This is a genomic window from Mesobacillus maritimus, assembly GCF_023715205.1.
GTDB lineage: Bacteria > Bacillota > Bacilli > Bacillales > Cytobacillaceae > Mesobacillus_B > Mesobacillus_B maritimus_C.
In genome coordinates this window covers 13,246-28,438 of the sequence record NZ_JAMBNR010000006.1, presented here as the reverse complement: position 1 = coordinate 28,438, position 15,193 = coordinate 13,246, and the positions used below count along the sequence as shown (strand labels likewise).

Genomic DNA, 15,193 nt, shown 5'->3' with positions numbered 1-15,193 from the left:
TATACATACTTCAGAAACTTCACATATTCCTAGCTAGTACCTTTTCCGTATAAATTTATTTGTACCGGTTTTATTTTTAATTCGTGCTTTTTCTCCTAATTTCAATGTTTTAGTATGGTAATCCACCTTTCATATTTCTTTGCGAGCTAAGCAAAGCCATCTCAGTTTGATTTATTCTCAGCTTTATTTAACCAAAGATTAGCTTTAACAAAGCTCACTCGTTAATTATTGCTAGGTACATTCCAGCGAGAATCCTTATACTCGATAAAGAAAACCAGGCTTATACTCCTAAAATTGGTTTAAGAAGGTGAAAATAGGGAAACTTAAACAGCGGTAATCGCTTGGTATGCTTAAAGCAATCTTAGTTAAAACTAATGCCTATTCGTTTATTCTTGTTTCTGAAACAGAACTGATCATTTTACTCATTAAACTTCACAATCATAAGATTCAAACAACACGAATGTCCTTTTAAAAAAGTGTTTCAGTGAGTCAATACTTCTGCCCTCATCACAAATTGTTTCTATAGTCCCACTAAGGTTTGTTTTGATAGATTTGAATGTACATAAGATAGTTGGAGGAAAAGACATGGAAAGAGATGAACAAATAAAATCTGGTGAAAAAGGAGCTTGGATAAGCATCATCGCTTATCTCGTCCTCGCTGCAGTCAAACTCACAGCCGGAGCCATTTGGCAATCAGACGCTCTTTGGGCAGACGGTTTAAATAATAGTACGGACATTATTGCCTCCGTTGCAGTTTTAATTGGTCTTCGGATTTCACGGAAACCCGCCGACCAAAATCATTTATATGGACATTATCGTGCAGAATCGATTGCTTCATTAATTGCCTCATTTATCATGGTGACAGTCGGTCTTCAGGTTATTCTCGACGGTATTCAGTCCATCTTCAGACAACAAACGGCGACACCTGATATGGTGGCGGCCTGGGTAGCACTTATATGTGCCGCTGCAATGTATGGTATTTCTCGTTATAATTTAAGTTTGAGTCAGAAAATTAACAGCTCTAGCATTCGTGCGATAGCCTATGATAACCGTTCGGATGCGCTTGTTAGCGTTGGGGCTTTTATTGGAATCATGGGTGCACAATTAGGAGTACCTTCCATTGATACGATTGCTGGAATTATTGTTGGTGTGATTATTTGTAAAACTGCGTGGTCGATTTTCTATGAAGCCACCCATACATTAACGGATGGATTTGATGTTCATTCTTTAGAGCACATTAAACATACAGTCCAAAATATAAATGGAGTAAAAGAGGTTACGGATATTAAAGCAAGGATGCATGGCAATCAAGTATTGGTAGAAGCAACAATTAGAGTCAACCCGAATTTAAATGTCATTGAGGGACATGAAATATCGGAAAAAGTTGAGTATAGACTTGAAAAAGAATGCAATGTTCAAAGTGCAACGATCCATATTGAACCTGTTACTATTGATTAATTTCATTTTTCCCTCTATTGATAACTGCCAGCGATCAACTGGCAGTTTTTTTATTAGCGACTTTTTCTCTCTTTTCAAAGGATTTTCTACCTTAAACAAAGAATGTATTTATTACCGAATAGGTGAAGTGAGGGAGGACGCCATGCAAGCTATCACCCAAAAAAGGCTAATGGATTTTTTGGAAGAGGAAAAAGATTCTTTATTAACTGAATGGAAACATAAAATTATTGTCGATGATGAAGACCCATATAAAGATAAATTTTATGAAAATGCAGTTCATATGTTTACCATCATCCTAGAGATGTTTTCAAAGACAGAAGACGAACAAAAGTCTACGATTGAAGAGTTGGCAATTAAGGTCGGAAATGAACGTGCTAAATCGAGCAATAATATTGGAAACTTTGTCTATAATGTCAATTTAGGTCGCTCAATCCTATTTTCGCGGCTACCCAAATTGAACTTGGAGGGAATGCAACTTCAAGATATCATCTATCGGGTAAACGATTATTTCGACCATTTCCTTTATAAATCTGTTTCTTACTACTCTGAACATAAAAACCGAATTATCGAGGAGAAAACAGAATTCATCAACTCAACTCATAAAGATAGGCTCACTCTTTTGGGGCAAATGACTTCAAGTTTTATTCATGAATTCCGTAATCCACTTACATCGATTCAAGGTTTTATCCAACTGTTACAAGCAGATAACCCAGATATGAAGTATTTAGATATTATCAAAAATGAATTAGATCAGTTGAATTTTCGGATTTCTCAATTCTTACTGTTATCCAAAAAAGAGCTAATCGGTAAAGAGAAGACCCGCTTCTCCCTCAATCAAATGATTGAGGAAGTATTGTCATTTCTCTATCCAAGCATTTTAGATGCTAAGGTGAAAATAGTAAAAGAGGCTCCAGAGGAAATGGAATTGATTGGCTATGCAGATGAAATTAGACAAGTTTTAATAAACATCATTTTTAATGCAATAGATGTCCTAAGCCAGTATCGGGATGATCCCAAAATTGAAATCCGTGCCTATACTGTCAATGATTCTAAAATCAAATTAGAAATTGCTAACAATGGTCCTGCAATCCCCGAAAATATGGTTAAATCCATTTTTGAACCTTTCGTGACTACTAAAAAGCTCGGTACAGGACTTGGATTATTTGTCTCTCGTGAAATCATTGAAAAACATAAAGGTTTTTTAGCGTGTTCTTCGGTACAGGATCGTACTGAGTTCATTATTCTCCTCCCCCTTGCCACACAGCCAAAAAACGAAAAACAAGTAAATGAATATTGAGAATTCACCCGTGATCCAGTTGATTCACGGGTTTTGTCCTTACCTGCATAGGATAGCAATATACAGTTCTCCAAATTTCGGTTATACTAATCTTATAATAATTAAAAATTCAGACAACTAAGTGTGGGGGATGAGATCATGTTTACCTTGACAGTTGATGAAGACATCGAATTACAATTATTTGAACTTCGCCACGCAACAGAGCTTTATTGGCTTGTTGACTCGAACCGACTTTATTTACGCGAATGGCTTCCCTGGGTCGACCATATGACCTCACCAGCGGCATATCATGGCATTATTCCGATGTGGTTAAAACAATTTGCTGACAATAATGGCTTCAATCTCGGTATACGCTATAAAGGACATTTAGTTGGGAGTATCGGTCTCCATCAAATCGACTGGAATAACGCTCAAACCAGTATTGGTTATTACCTAGCACAGAACGCCCAAGGAAAAGGAATCATGACACGAACTGTCAAAGCATTACTGAATCATTCCTTTTTTGTCTTAGGGTTAAATCGAGTTGAAATTCGTTGCGGGGTAGGGAACCATAAAAGCCGGGCTATTCCAGAACGCCTTGGTTTCGTTCGTGAAGGAGTCATTCGGGATGGAGAGAATTTATATGGTTCTTACCATGACCTAATTCTTTATAGCATGTTGGAAAGGGAATGGTCGAACCTCATTCACAAAAGATAATACTCTAATGAAATATTTTCCAGGCAGATTCATGTTGATACCACATATACTATCCCCCACACTCATACACTATTATAAGTTAAGCGAGTAATCTCGATATATGGTATAATAATAGTTAAAATAAAAAGCTGAGGTGATAGGATGGGGTATTCCAAATGAATGTCCTAACCGCTACAACTTCGGTATTGAAACGGGATTAACTCCCCTTTTCACTGCCGAAATAGTAATATTAAGCTGGCGGTAAAGGGGATTCTAATAAGCTCATTTTTTATGAAAATTAAATACTTTGTACTTGAAAGTTAAGATTTAATTTTAGTTTATCGGGAGGTGACTCCTTACCTGTAAGATTTTGCAGGATAAGGGATCTATTTGGACATATTTAACTTGGTTTGGATAGCCATTTTAATTGCTTTTACAGCATTTTTTGTAGTTTCAGAATTTGCGATTGTGAAAGTGAGAAGTTCCAGAATTGATCAGTTAATTGAAGAAGGAAAAAGAAGTGCACGTATAGCTAAGAAAGTAACTTCCAACCTAGATGAATATTTGCTGGCTTGCCAACTGGGGATAACGGTTGCTACACTGGCGATCGGATGGCTCGGAGAAAAAACTGTTGCCAAAATGTTAGAACCAGTATTAGCTAATGCTCCACTCTTAGCTGGTGCAAGCCATATCCTATCGATTGGAATTGCCTTTGTTTTGATTACATTCGTGCACGTCGTTGCGGGTGAACTTGCCCCAAAGACTCTTGCTGTCCAAAAGGCAGAAAAGGTTACTCTTTTTGCTGCACGTCCGCTTACATGGTTCTATAGAATTATGTACCCATTTATTTGGGCTTTGAAACGTTCCGCTCGAATTTTAACTCATTCTGTAGGGCTGAAAACTGTATCAGAACACGAACTTGCTCACTCTGAGGAAGAACTTCGCGTCATTCTGTCTGAAAGCTTTAAAAGTGGCGAGATAAACCAATCAGAGTTTAAGTATGTAAATAAAATTTTTGAATTTGACAATCGAATTGCAAAAGAAATTATGGTACCACGTACAGAGATTGTTTCAATGTCACAAGAAGAAACACTCGAGAATTTCCTTAATGTAATCAAAGAGGAAAAATTCACTCGCTACCCTGTCATTGACGGTGATAAAGACCATATAAATGGTCTAGTTAATATAAAAGAAATAATGACTGACTTAATCACCAATCCTCAAACGAAACAAAAAACCCTGGCTGATTATAGTCGTCCCATTATTCGAGTGATTGATACCATTCCCATCCATGATTTATTGGTCAAAATGCAGAAAGACCGCATTCACATGGCCATTCTAATGGATGAATATGGGGGTACTTCAGGGCTGGTTACAGTCGAAGATATTCTTGAAGAAATCGTCGGCGAGATTCGCGATGAGTTTGATATGGATGAAGTTCCAATGGTTCAAAAAGTGGAGGAAGGGCAGTTTATTATCGACGCCAAACTGCTAGTCTCAGAATTAAATGAACTTCTAGGAATTGAGGTTGAAGAAGGCGAGTTCGATACGGTTGGTGGTTGGATGTTGACGGAAAACTTCAATGTAAAACAAGGAGACAGTTTAACCTTTGATCAATTTTCATTTAATATCCTTGAGATGGAAGACCATCATATTAAATATATTGAAGTCACAAAACTAGAAGAACAACTGGTACCATCTGAGCCAACTAGAAACTCATTGAAACTAGAGAATCGAGAGTCTTTTCCAATTTCTAACTCAGAAGTACTTTCTTAAATTAGAAAGCAACCAACCTCAAAATGGCTTAGCAAATTTTCGGCTGGGCTGATTTGAGGTTAAAATTATTTCTAAATCACCAACTAAAAAAATCGCCCCTCAGGCGATTTTTTTTTTATGTTCTCGAAGTTTTCTCTTTTATATTGGCAATCCATTGCAAGGATTCTTTATATTTATTCTTCACACTGACAATTTTATCAGCAATAAGAAGCTCTAACCCAATAAAAGCTAGCGAGAAAATATTTGCGTAATTTTTTTGACCTCCCACTTTAGCTCATGTTTCCCACAAATGCTGTATTCATTTACATTTTCCGTCTCTCGTTTTAACTTTTCCAGATTAATGGCCTTTACACTTTCGGGCAGTGGCATTATTTTATCAATTCTCTCAATATAGACAAAATCAATTTCGGGGTATTCAATTAACTCCCGAATGTAAATCAATTCTAAATGCTTTTGGAATGTCCTCGACTAATTTTCCTAAGTATGGGAAGCTATTTCATTCTAAATATAACGTTTTTTCCAATGAGTAATCATGATAATCACAACGATTTTGTGAACTACTTAACAAGACATGGGTGGAAAAAGCTGTTAAACACTCGAAACAAGCGGGCTGGAGAAATTTCGAAGATTTTGTGAGAGGCTCAGTTTATTTAAATAAAGATGCTATTAACGATTAACCCATTTCGTGAGTTTGATAAGTTTTCAGTCAACTAAATCCATAAAAAAACTCGTCGAATGACGAGTTTTTAGAGGAAAGGTTGAGTGAAACCTTACTTGCCTAATAAAGATCTTCCGTTTTATTTCAATTTCTCTTCTTTAATCATTAATACATCTTCCTCAACTCTCCCTAACATCAATAAATGTGAATCTAAACGTTTATGAAGAGTATTGATATCTTTGCCGTATTTTTGCTCTAATTTTTCAACAACATTTTTAAGAATATTTTCGATTTTTTCGTTTTGTAATTCTTCCATACGTTCAAGGGCTTCTTTAATATCGGTAATATCAATTTGGTTTGAGGTCACGCGATGCTCTATACTATCGACTTTCCCCAGTCGATCAAGTCGTTTTTCGATTTTATCGACTTTTTCTGAGAAAATATCCAAATTCTGTTTTACGGTTAAAAGTGTATCCATTAATTGATTTAATGTAGTTTCCATAATCGTCTCCCCATTTGTTGACTTAGCCCTATTTTATCACCATGAATGGATCAATATGTTACAAAACAAGGAACTTAAGTCCAGACTTTTGTATTTTTCACTATTTGTCATGAACAATTCAAAATCAAACGTTATCAAACATACTAATGCTCAAGATATAAAAATTTAAATGAAAATTCATATAATTGAATTAAAGGGGTGAAACATTGCAAACAGTCTTATATAATAAAGATGATTAAAGAAGCCACAGACGCCCCTTCACTCCTCACCACTACTTTATCTGTTTCTTAATAATGAAGATAAACATTTCCAATGAAACTCCCAACTATAACGTAAAATACTTATTAACAATATTCAGAGTGATTTTTGATTTTATTAGCAGGGGCCACACTTGACCTTATGATTTTTGGGGATTAAAGGGAGGGAATAAGTTGGATCAATTACTAGAAGCTTCTCCTGTATTTACATTAGTAGGGATTTTAACCGGAGTATTATTAGGGGGACTTATTTGTTATTCAATGTTCTATAAATATTTAAAAAGACCTGTAGAGAAAAAAACTAAGGAGACCACCTATTATCCCGAAATCGAGGCGAATCTAGAGGACGTAATAAAGGCTGTACGAACTTACTCAGAAAAATTACCTAAAGGAGTGTACCGCACTATTTTAGTAAAAGACGATTTTAGCATTGATTTTGAACCGCTCGCTCCAATCCTAAAAGGAATTCCATCTCAGCATTTTTACATGTCAAAGGAAACGTATGATATCTTTGAAGAACATGAAAAAGAGCTTCCGCCTATCATAGATAAAGTGCAGAAAGCAGTCGATCAGTATGTTAAAGACCATAAAAAATACCCTATGCTCCCATTTGATCCAATGAGAAGAGTGAATTATTACTTGTTAATGCAGGATCACTACCTAAATGAAATGCCTAGTATTGACTTATATATTACTGATTATGATGGATTGATTAGTCACCATAAACCAAAGAGCAAACAAACTAGTGATTAGCACAGAGAGTCATTTTTGTCTCTCTGTTTTTTAGTATAGTCACTCCCTGAAATTGGCATCCTAACCATGAAAAGTGTGAAAAGGATGATGCAATTGATGAAGATAGTAATCTTTAGCTTGTTACTATTCACTGTTTTGACAGCTTGTTCAATTAGCACCGATCAGGAGGTAAACCCGAAAACATTAGATTTTACCGGCCAAGGGCAAATTGGTGAGGATACATCATTCGATATTACGAATGGAGTTGAAATTAATAGTGATCATACTGGCGATCATCGGGATGATCAACGAATGGAAATTGCTTCAACCGAAACTACTCAATCTCCGCTTACCAGTCAGACAATCGTAGCTATAGACGAGGTCACCGCAGATCAAGTGGCATTGCTAGATGATGTGAATAAAGCGATTATTCTCGAAACGGATAATAATGCATTTGTTGCCGTCAAGCTTCGACCTGGTATGGACACCATAACAGATGAGCTTCGTACTAAAATTACCCAAATTGTCATTGCAAATGTTGATCATGCTGACAATGTCCATATTGCAAACAACCCTGATTTTTATCAACAAATGCAAAGTTTTGCTCTTTCGGTAAAATCCAATCGACCGACGGGTGAATATATTCGTGAATTCTCAAGCACCATTCGCAGAATTTTCCCTGATGCAAGATAGAAAACCGGAGGCGGTCCTCAAAACTTTAAAATTTTAGTTGTCTAAAAAAGCAGCCTTCGACTTAGATCGAAGGCTGCTTTTTTGATTTCTATCCCTTGCCTAACAGCAATCACTTTCATTGCCTAGTAAAACAAGTCCATTTTGTTGCTTATCAAAATCCAACACTAACCCCTCAATGTGATCCTCAATCTCCGGATCGATTGCCACACTAATTTGATTAATGGTTTTTTTAATATCGTCTGCTTCCGGCTCATCCAGAGCCAGTCCAATCTGTGGACCCCCTCAGCCATAGCCTGCGAAAAATACGCGGATTCCAACTGCATCTTTTTCCTGCAAAACTTCTTTTAGTACTTCTTTTGCGTTATCCGTAATTTGCATGAATGTCCTTCCTCTCATTTTGCTAATAAATAATGGCTAATTTCGTAAAGTTTGTTGTTAAAATTCTAAAGCTGATTTTAACGCGTTCATATTAAGTTTACTGGCTCATTCTCCTGATTTAAAGTTGCTGTCCAGTAAAAAACACAGCTAATTTTTTCCTCATTATATCTAAATCAACAAAGTTTAAGATAAGAGGCTAAATAATTTAACTGTTGTCTGATTATATCACCATTTGTTATTCCCTTTACAGTAATCTGCTTTCTCTTTTTCTCTAGTTCCTCTTCCAACCTTTTTTGGTGAAGTTTTTTTAGTTTTCCCAAACGTTTAAAGATAACTCAAGCTGACAGGATCTAGTAAACACAAAAGGCAGCAAACCAATTACCTTGGTTTGCTGCCTTTTGTGTTTACCTATAAATATTTCCGCTGAATTCCTTTGCCATCATAAGAAAAGAGCATTTTGCGTTCCTCAACAATTGTCTCGATATGCACTTTTCGTCCCCAAAGTTGATGAATATAGGGCATTACTTTTTCAAGATACTTAATATCTAGTTCAATGCCTTCATAACTGTGCTCAATATACAGTTCGCCATTTTTTTGAAAATCTCCATCGACAACGGCTAAGTACGGAAATCCACCATTTACTCTCATACTAACAAGTTGATCTCGAACTTGTTCCCACTCTTTATCCACAATTTTGTATTCCTTCCCTTGCTTTTGGAATAAATACATATCTTCGCGCATAACAATGTCTTTTGTCAGGTAATTTCGTAAAAAGGAGATGTCCGATTCAATTTCACGTACTTCAAAAAGTTTTTCTCTCCCGGAGCCTGGTTTGACTCCTCGCTCTATCATTTCCTTCGTCGGATTATCATAACGTTCCTCAATGTCTTCTAGAATTTTTAAACCAAGATAATATGGATTGATCCCGGTTTTAGACGGCTGTACTACTCCTGCATTTAACTTCGCAAATTCGATTGCTTCATCAGGAGTCAAGTCCATCTCTCTAATAATTCTTTGATGCCAATAAGACGCCCAACCTTCATTCATTATTTTTGTTTCTAATTGCGGCCAAAAATAAAGCATTTCCTCTCGCATCATCGTAAGAATATCGCGTTGCCAGTCAGACAATTCACGACTATAACTTTCAATAAATAACAACAAATCTTTCTCTGGTTGAGGAGGAAACTTCTTTCGCTTTTTCATCTTCTTTTCAACTGGTTGACTATCCTCATCAAGTTTCCACAGATCGTCATATGGTGTTTCCGCCACTGTGTCTTCTTCAAAGTCCAAATCGTCCATTGACCAGTTTAATTTTGGTCTCATTAACGACGGGTCAATATGCTCTTCGATTGCTAAAACAGCGTCAAGAAAGTTTTCAACCTCTTGTTTCCCATGTTCAATTTCATACTGGCGAATTCGTTCAGCTGTTGCTGCCATACTTTCCACCATGTCCCGTTTTGTATTCTGAAAACGGACATTGTTTTTAAAGAAATCGCAATGTGCAAGGACGTGAGCAACAATCAATTTGTTTTGGATTAATGAATTGGAATCGAGTAAAAATGCATAGCAAGGATTTGAATTAATGACCAATTCATATATTTTGGATAACCCTAAATCATAATGCAACTTCATTTTGTGATATTGCTTTCCAAAACTCCAATGCGAAAAACGTGTCGGCATCCCATAAGCCCCAAATGTATAGATGATGTCAGCAGGGCATACTTCGTATCTCATCGGATAAAAGTCTAAACCGAAGCCGCGGGCGATTTCCGTAATTTCTGATATTGCATATTCTAATGACTTGTTATCCTCTAACACCCGACTCTCCCCCTTTCCTTCCTTATTCCAATGTATGAAAAAAAAGAAAGAAAGATGAGCGAGCTTTTAAAACTCTGCAAATAAAGTTCAATTTCACCTTATTATTTAAACACTTTTTAAAGGTTTATACAGCCAGATATTGAAAACCCTATCAAGTCAATAACTCCAAGTTTTTCTCAGTTGTTTTTTCCGTCTTTCACATATAATAATTTCAACTCCTCAATAAGGAGGAATGACAATGAATAAAGTGGATTACGATCGTGCCCTTTACTATACACATCGTTCACAATGGGACAATTTATTAATCCTAATGGTTCGCACCGAGGATCAGTTTTTATCGAAGAAAATTGAACATTTTCTTCATGCCTATAACTTTGAAAAAGACTACACTGTTATCCAGAAACATTTGTATGCATTGTTGCGATACATTGACCATGCAAACCAAGTGACAGAACCAGATCTCGTTCAACCTCTTGAATTTGATTACAATCTACATTATTAACACAACAATTGGATTTAGTTAATTCCACCATAGCAAAAGAGGCCTACTCAAAAGAACGAATATATTCGGTCAGAGAGTCGCCTCTTTTGTTATTTTATCCAAATTCTTGGGTTTAATTTGCTGAATTCTGTTTGTTGTGCATAAGGTGATTGGAATAGAAAGCGCTTGGCTCCTGTTCCTGGGGTCACCTGTTTCGGACCACGGAAAGAAAGCACTTGAAGTGAAAAAATTATCACATCTCCGTAAAAAAGAAAGAGGCTGCCCAAAAGTTTATACCTTGGACACCCTCTTTAGACATTCTAATTTTTCACTGACTCCATTTTGCTTTCAACTAACTTCATAAACCCTTGTTCAAGCTCTTGAAGCATTTTCTTACTAGCTGAAAGACTTGCATCTTTTACACCAAAGTAAAATTTGATTTTAGGTTCTGTTCCAGATGGTCGTAAACATACCCAAGATCCATCCTCAAGATGGTATTTTAAGACATTCGATTTTGGCAAGTCTATATTTTCCTCTGTCCCATCCGCGTGCTGTCGCACACCCGTTAAATAATCTTCAACGATAGAGACTCTCTTTTGATCAACGCTATCCAGTCCATCTTCACGGAAAGCAGCAAGCGTTTTTTGGATAAGTTCTGCCCCTTCTTTTCCTTTTAGAGTGAGGGATCGTAATCCTTCTTGATAATAACCATAATCAGCATAGAGGTTAAGCAACGCTTCATATAATGAGATACCTTTTTTCTTATAATAAGCACACAGCTCAACAGCTAGCACTGCTGCTTGGACGGCATCCTTATCTCGAGCAAAGTCCCCAATTAAGTAGCCATAGCTTTCCTCATAACCGAATAGAAATTTATATTCCTTGGTTTGTTCGTACTGGTTAATTTTTTCTGCAATAAATTTAAAACCAGTTAACACATCCATTGTTTCTAACCCAAATGATGAGGCAATCGCTTTTCCTAAATCAGATGTAACAATCGTTTTTAACACTAAACCATTAGTAGGAAGAGTTCTCTTTCCTTGCTTCTGAGTTAAGATATAATGAAGCAATAAAGCACCTGTCTGATTCCCTGTTAAGACCGTGTACTCTCCTTTATCATCTTTGACAGCAATTCCTAGTCGGTCAGCATCAGGGTCTGTCGCAATTAACAGATCGGCATCCACTTTAACCCCTTCTTTTATGGCTAACTCAAAAGCAGCATGTTCTTCAGGGTTAGGGCTTTTTACCGTAGAAAATTCAGGATCTGGTTGTTCTTGTTCTTTTACAACGGTTACATTTTTATAATTCATTGCCTCTAAACCCTGCCGTACAGGTAGGTTTGCCGTTCCGTGGAGTGGGGTAAAGACCACTTTAACATTTGTCTCATTTGACAGGTTCGGGTTCTCGGAAATCGTCAATAGCTTTTCAAGATAAGCCTTATCAACTTCTTTCCCAATCATTTGAATTAAGTTCTTCCCTATTAATTCGTTTTCATCGAGCACATTAATTAAAAGTTCATTCTCGATATTTTTTACTTTTTCAATGACTTTGTCTGCGAATTGGGGTATTAACTGTGCCCCATCATTGCCATAAACCTTAAAACCGTTGTATTCAGGTGGATTATGACTAGCAGTAATAACAATACCCGCAAAGGCTCGGAGATGACGAACAGCAAAGCTCAAAACTGGCGTAGGTCTTAGCTCCTCAAAAACATATGTACGAATTCCTTTAGTTGCGAGGGTTTTAGCGGCTTCCATTGCGAACTCAGGAGATTTATGCCTAGAATCGTAAGCAATGACAACACCTCGTTCTACAGCTTCTTTCCCACTATCCAAAATAAATTCTCCTAATCCTGCAGAAGCCTTACGGATGGTATATAAATTCATTCGGTTTGTACCCACTCCGATTTCCCCTCGCATACCACCAGTTCCGAATTCCAATTCTTTATAAAAGGCCTCTTCAAGACCCTTGTCATCTAGTCGGTCTAACTCTTGTTTAAGTTCAGCATCTAAACCATTAAATTGGTGCCATTTTTCAGCCTTTAATTTCCAATTCATCAGTCGCCCTCCCATTAATTACAAACATAACCATTTCATTATAATATATTTTCATTCATAACGGTAACAGAATAACTGGAAAAACAATGGAAGTGTGGCATGTCCAAAAAAAAAGACACCTGCAACTTTGGCAGGCGCCCGATAAAATCTTAAACCAAGTATTCATTGGCTGCTTTTGAGTAAATACTAATATAGTCTGATTCTTTGTCTAATGCGTCGATAAACTGATGATAATGAAATGGAAAATAAATCCCATACGTTCTTAACGTTTTAGCATTCTTCTCAAACACATCCAAGTACTTGTCTTCAAAGTCCCCAGATTCTAAAATAGATATAATGGTTTGTAAACTTGTAATAACACGAAAAGCTTCCCCTAATGTGCTAAAATTATCATTTAGTTCCTTTGTCGTATTGAGCACTTCATGCTTTTCAAATTCCCTAATGTCCTCATCAGAAAAATACATCGGTAGTATGTTGGTGTAGAAGTATTGAGCTAATTCTTCTACTTTTTCTACCTGTCCTGGCGTTGATGCAAATACAATTTTCAATGATAACCCACCTTTTAATCCCTTCTATTCTCCGATTCGATATGACTAGAATAACATACATCCAAGTTATTAAAGGGTGGTAATTATGACCATAGTAGTGGGGAAAAGTTGACAATAAAGCCCCTTTCTGTCAATGGTAAAGAAAAGCATGTAAAGTGAAGGAGAAAGCCTATAATGAAAACGCGAAAAGTTGGATCTTGGTATGAAATAACAATTCCAAAAGAGTGGTCAACTTATACCATAGACGATTTATTACGGAATGTGTGGAAAGCCCCCAAGAAGATGATTCACCAATTTAGAATGGAAAACAAAGTGAAAATCAATGGACTTTCTGTTAACTGGAATCAATTGTTGATACCAGGTCAAACGCTTCAGCTAGAGCTATTTAGTTCTCAAGATAATGAAGTGGTTCCTGCCTTTTATGATATTCCAGTTTTGTACGAAGATGATCATTTAATGATTTTTAATAAGCCTGCTGGTATGGATACGCACCCAAATGAGCCTCACCAGAGCAATACACTGTTAAATGCTGCCGCTTTCCATTTACAAGCAAATGGAGAATTGTTACAACCAAGGCATATCCATCGCCTTGACCGTGATACAACAGGGGCTGTATTGTTTGCTAAAACAGCCTTTGCAGGTTCTTTATTAGACAGATTGCTTGAAGAACGAAAAATCAAAAGAACTTACCTTGCCATTACCGATGGTATTTTTTCAAAAAATAAAGGAACAATTAACCAACCAATCGGCCGCGACAGACACCATGCTGTAAGAAGACGAATCTCGCCCACAGGTCAAACAGCAATCACTCATTATGAAGTATTACGCCGACAACAAAAAGAACAACAAACATTGGTCCGATGTCAACTAGATACAGGTCGAACACACCAAATTCGTGTCCACTTAAGTTCAATTGGACACCCGCTTGCAGGAGATGTTCTATACAATGGAAGTCACTCTTTTCCTCGACAAGCCCTCCATGCAGTCAAAATGGAGCTTGTCCACCCTTTTACGAATGAAAAGATTGTCTGTCATGCTCCTTTTATCGATCAACCTATGATTTTCAAGAACATTGACCCCTATTCAATTTAATTAGGTATGTGGAAGCTACTTCTTCAGGGTCTATCCAACTGCACTTTACCTTATTAACGACTTAAACGAAAAGTGGAGCGACCGATTAGTCCCGTCAAGTATTTGTTGCCTGACAGGTACAGTTGTTTTTTTTTTTTGCGATGACTTGTGGCAAGACATCCTAAATTCAATTGTCTAACCCATTCCACATGCAATTTTCAATGGTATAACTTTTCCTTAATAAAATAAACAACCCCTTCCAGACACGGAAGGGGTTTATTTATGCTATGCTATATAAATTTTAGTCCGTCGATTTTCTCATTCCTCTTAAAATAAGGCTTGCTATAAAGACTAATGCGATAGCCCCAATTAACGCTGGAAGTATCGCAAATCCTCCAACAATTGGACCCCAAGAACCTAAAATCGCTTGTCCGAGCCACGCACCGATAAAACCAGCAATAATATTTCCGAATACTCCTCCTGGGATATCTTTTCCCATGATAAGTCCCGCTAACCATCCAATTATTCCTCCAATGATTAATGACCAAAGAAAGCTAAACATCCAATGATCCTCCTTTTTATTGAAGTGAAGTCAAGTTAATAAGTTTTTTCTTGTTAAAGACTCTGTTACCATCTAAAGGATGAATTCATCCCTTAAAAAGAGTATGTGTTTTTAAGTCCTAATTTACTCTGTTTCATAACAGGAAAATTATTCTAAGTCAAAATACGATTGCCGTCTCCGGCAATCGCACAATCTATATTAACGGTAGTTAAACCGGAATTTTTGCTTGT

General features: G+C 36.8%; 13 protein-coding genes. 8 read left to right on the top strand and 5 right to left on the bottom strand.

The features are described from left to right. Positions 1-585 precede the first annotated feature (585 nt). The 4 genes from M3182_RS09870 (at position 586) to M3182_RS09855 (ending at position 5,206) form a co-directional block, all read left to right on the top strand. Positions 586-1,458: a cation diffusion facilitator family transporter gene (locus M3182_RS09870; RefSeq protein WP_251436523.1), complete on the top strand. Its 873-nt coding sequence runs from the start codon at positions 586-588 to the stop codon at positions 1,456-1,458. A gap of 142 nt (positions 1,459-1,600) precedes the next feature. Next, positions 1,601-2,755 (top strand): histidine kinase N-terminal domain-containing protein, encoded by a 1,155-nt coding sequence (locus M3182_RS09865; protein ID WP_251436526.1) that lies wholly within the window; start codon positions 1,601-1,603, stop codon positions 2,753-2,755. 138 nt (positions 2,756-2,893) lie between these two features. Continuing rightward, positions 2,894-3,451: a GNAT family N-acetyltransferase gene (locus M3182_RS09860; RefSeq protein ID WP_251557928.1), complete on the top strand. Its 558-nt coding sequence runs from the start codon at positions 2,894-2,896 to the stop codon at positions 3,449-3,451. 369 nt (positions 3,452-3,820) lie between these two features. Then, positions 3,821-5,206, top strand: a complete 1,386-nt coding sequence (locus tag M3182_RS09855) for a hemolysin family protein (RefSeq protein WP_251436532.1) — start codon at positions 3,821-3,823, stop codon at positions 5,204-5,206. A gap of 797 nt (positions 5,207-6,003) precedes the next feature. Here M3182_RS09855 and M3182_RS09850 read toward each other — a convergent pair. Then, positions 6,004-6,366: a hypothetical protein gene (locus M3182_RS09850; protein WP_251436535.1), complete on the bottom strand. Its 363-nt coding sequence runs from the start codon at positions 6,364-6,366 to the stop codon at positions 6,004-6,006. Between the two features lie 431 nt (positions 6,367-6,797). Here M3182_RS09850 and M3182_RS09845 point away from each other — a divergent pair, with 431 nt between their 5' ends. Both M3182_RS09845 and M3182_RS09840 read left to right on the top strand, forming a co-directional pair. Further along, positions 6,798-7,376, top strand: a complete 579-nt coding sequence (locus M3182_RS09845) for a DUF3939 domain-containing protein (RefSeq protein ID WP_251436538.1) — start codon at positions 6,798-6,800, stop codon at positions 7,374-7,376. Between the two features lie 96 nt (positions 7,377-7,472). Further along, the gene (locus M3182_RS09840) at positions 7,473-8,048 is read left to right on the top strand and encodes a YhcN/YlaJ family sporulation lipoprotein (RefSeq protein WP_251557926.1); all 576 of its coding nucleotides are present in this window, start codon (positions 7,473-7,475) and stop codon (positions 8,046-8,048) included. Between the two features lie 786 nt (positions 8,049-8,834). Here the strand turns inward: M3182_RS09840 and M3182_RS09835 are convergent. Next, the gene (locus M3182_RS09835) at positions 8,835-10,244 is read right to left on the bottom strand and encodes a SpoVR family protein (RefSeq protein ID WP_251557924.1); all 1,410 of its coding nucleotides are present in this window, start codon (positions 10,242-10,244) and stop codon (positions 8,835-8,837) included. A gap of 238 nt (positions 10,245-10,482) precedes the next feature. On the opposite strand from M3182_RS09835, the gene M3182_RS09830 reads away from it, so the two are divergent. Beyond that, the gene (locus M3182_RS09830) at positions 10,483-10,746 is read left to right on the top strand and encodes a YhdB family protein (RefSeq protein WP_251436549.1); all 264 of its coding nucleotides are present in this window, start codon (positions 10,483-10,485) and stop codon (positions 10,744-10,746) included. A gap of 299 nt (positions 10,747-11,045) precedes the next feature. Here the strand turns inward: M3182_RS09830 and M3182_RS09825 are convergent, their stop codons facing one another. Further along, positions 11,046-12,782 (bottom strand): phospho-sugar mutase, encoded by a 1,737-nt coding sequence (locus M3182_RS09825; RefSeq protein ID WP_251436552.1) that lies wholly within the window; start codon positions 12,780-12,782, stop codon positions 11,046-11,048. 149 nt (positions 12,783-12,931) lie between these two features. Beyond that, on the bottom strand, positions 12,932-13,330 hold the full coding sequence (locus M3182_RS09820) for a DUF5365 family protein (RefSeq protein ID WP_251436555.1): 399 nt from the start codon (positions 13,328-13,330) through the stop codon (positions 12,932-12,934). 174 nt (positions 13,331-13,504) lie between these two features. On the opposite strand from M3182_RS09820, the gene M3182_RS09815 reads away from it, so the two are divergent. Then, positions 13,505-14,422 (top strand): RluA family pseudouridine synthase, encoded by a 918-nt coding sequence (locus M3182_RS09815; protein WP_251557922.1) that lies wholly within the window; start codon positions 13,505-13,507, stop codon positions 14,420-14,422. A gap of 280 nt (positions 14,423-14,702) precedes the next feature. On the opposite strand, the gene M3182_RS09810 is transcribed toward M3182_RS09815, so the two are convergent. Further along, on the bottom strand, positions 14,703-14,963 hold the full coding sequence (locus M3182_RS09810; protein ID WP_251557920.1) for a GlsB/YeaQ/YmgE family stress response membrane protein: 261 nt from the start codon (positions 14,961-14,963) through the stop codon (positions 14,703-14,705). Positions 14,964-15,193: the final 230 nt, after the last annotated feature.

Coding starts and splice junctions, on each gene's coding strand:
- M3182_RS09810 (WP_251557920.1), bottom strand. CDS start 14,963: ATGTTTAGCTTTCTTTGGTCATTAATCATTGGAGGAATAATTGGATGG.
- M3182_RS09825 (WP_251436552.1), bottom strand. CDS start 12,782: ATGAATTGGAAATTAAAGGCTGAAAAATGGCACCAATTTAATGGTTTA.
- M3182_RS09840 (WP_251557926.1), top strand. CDS start 7,473: ATGAAGATAGTAATCTTTAGCTTGTTACTATTCACTGTTTTGACAGCT.
- M3182_RS09830 (WP_251436549.1), top strand. CDS start 10,483: ATGAATAAAGTGGATTACGATCGTGCCCTTTACTATACACATCGTTCA.
- M3182_RS09815 (WP_251557922.1), top strand. CDS start 13,505: ATGAAAACGCGAAAAGTTGGATCTTGGTATGAAATAACAATTCCAAAA.
- M3182_RS09870 (WP_251436523.1), top strand. CDS start 586: ATGGAAAGAGATGAACAAATAAAATCTGGTGAAAAAGGAGCTTGGATA.
- M3182_RS09860 (WP_251557928.1), top strand. CDS start 2,894: ATGTTTACCTTGACAGTTGATGAAGACATCGAATTACAATTATTTGAA.
- M3182_RS09865 (WP_251436526.1), top strand. CDS start 1,601: ATGCAAGCTATCACCCAAAAAAGGCTAATGGATTTTTTGGAAGAGGAA.
- M3182_RS09850 (WP_251436535.1), bottom strand. CDS start 6,366: ATGGAAACTACATTAAATCAATTAATGGATACACTTTTAACCGTAAAA.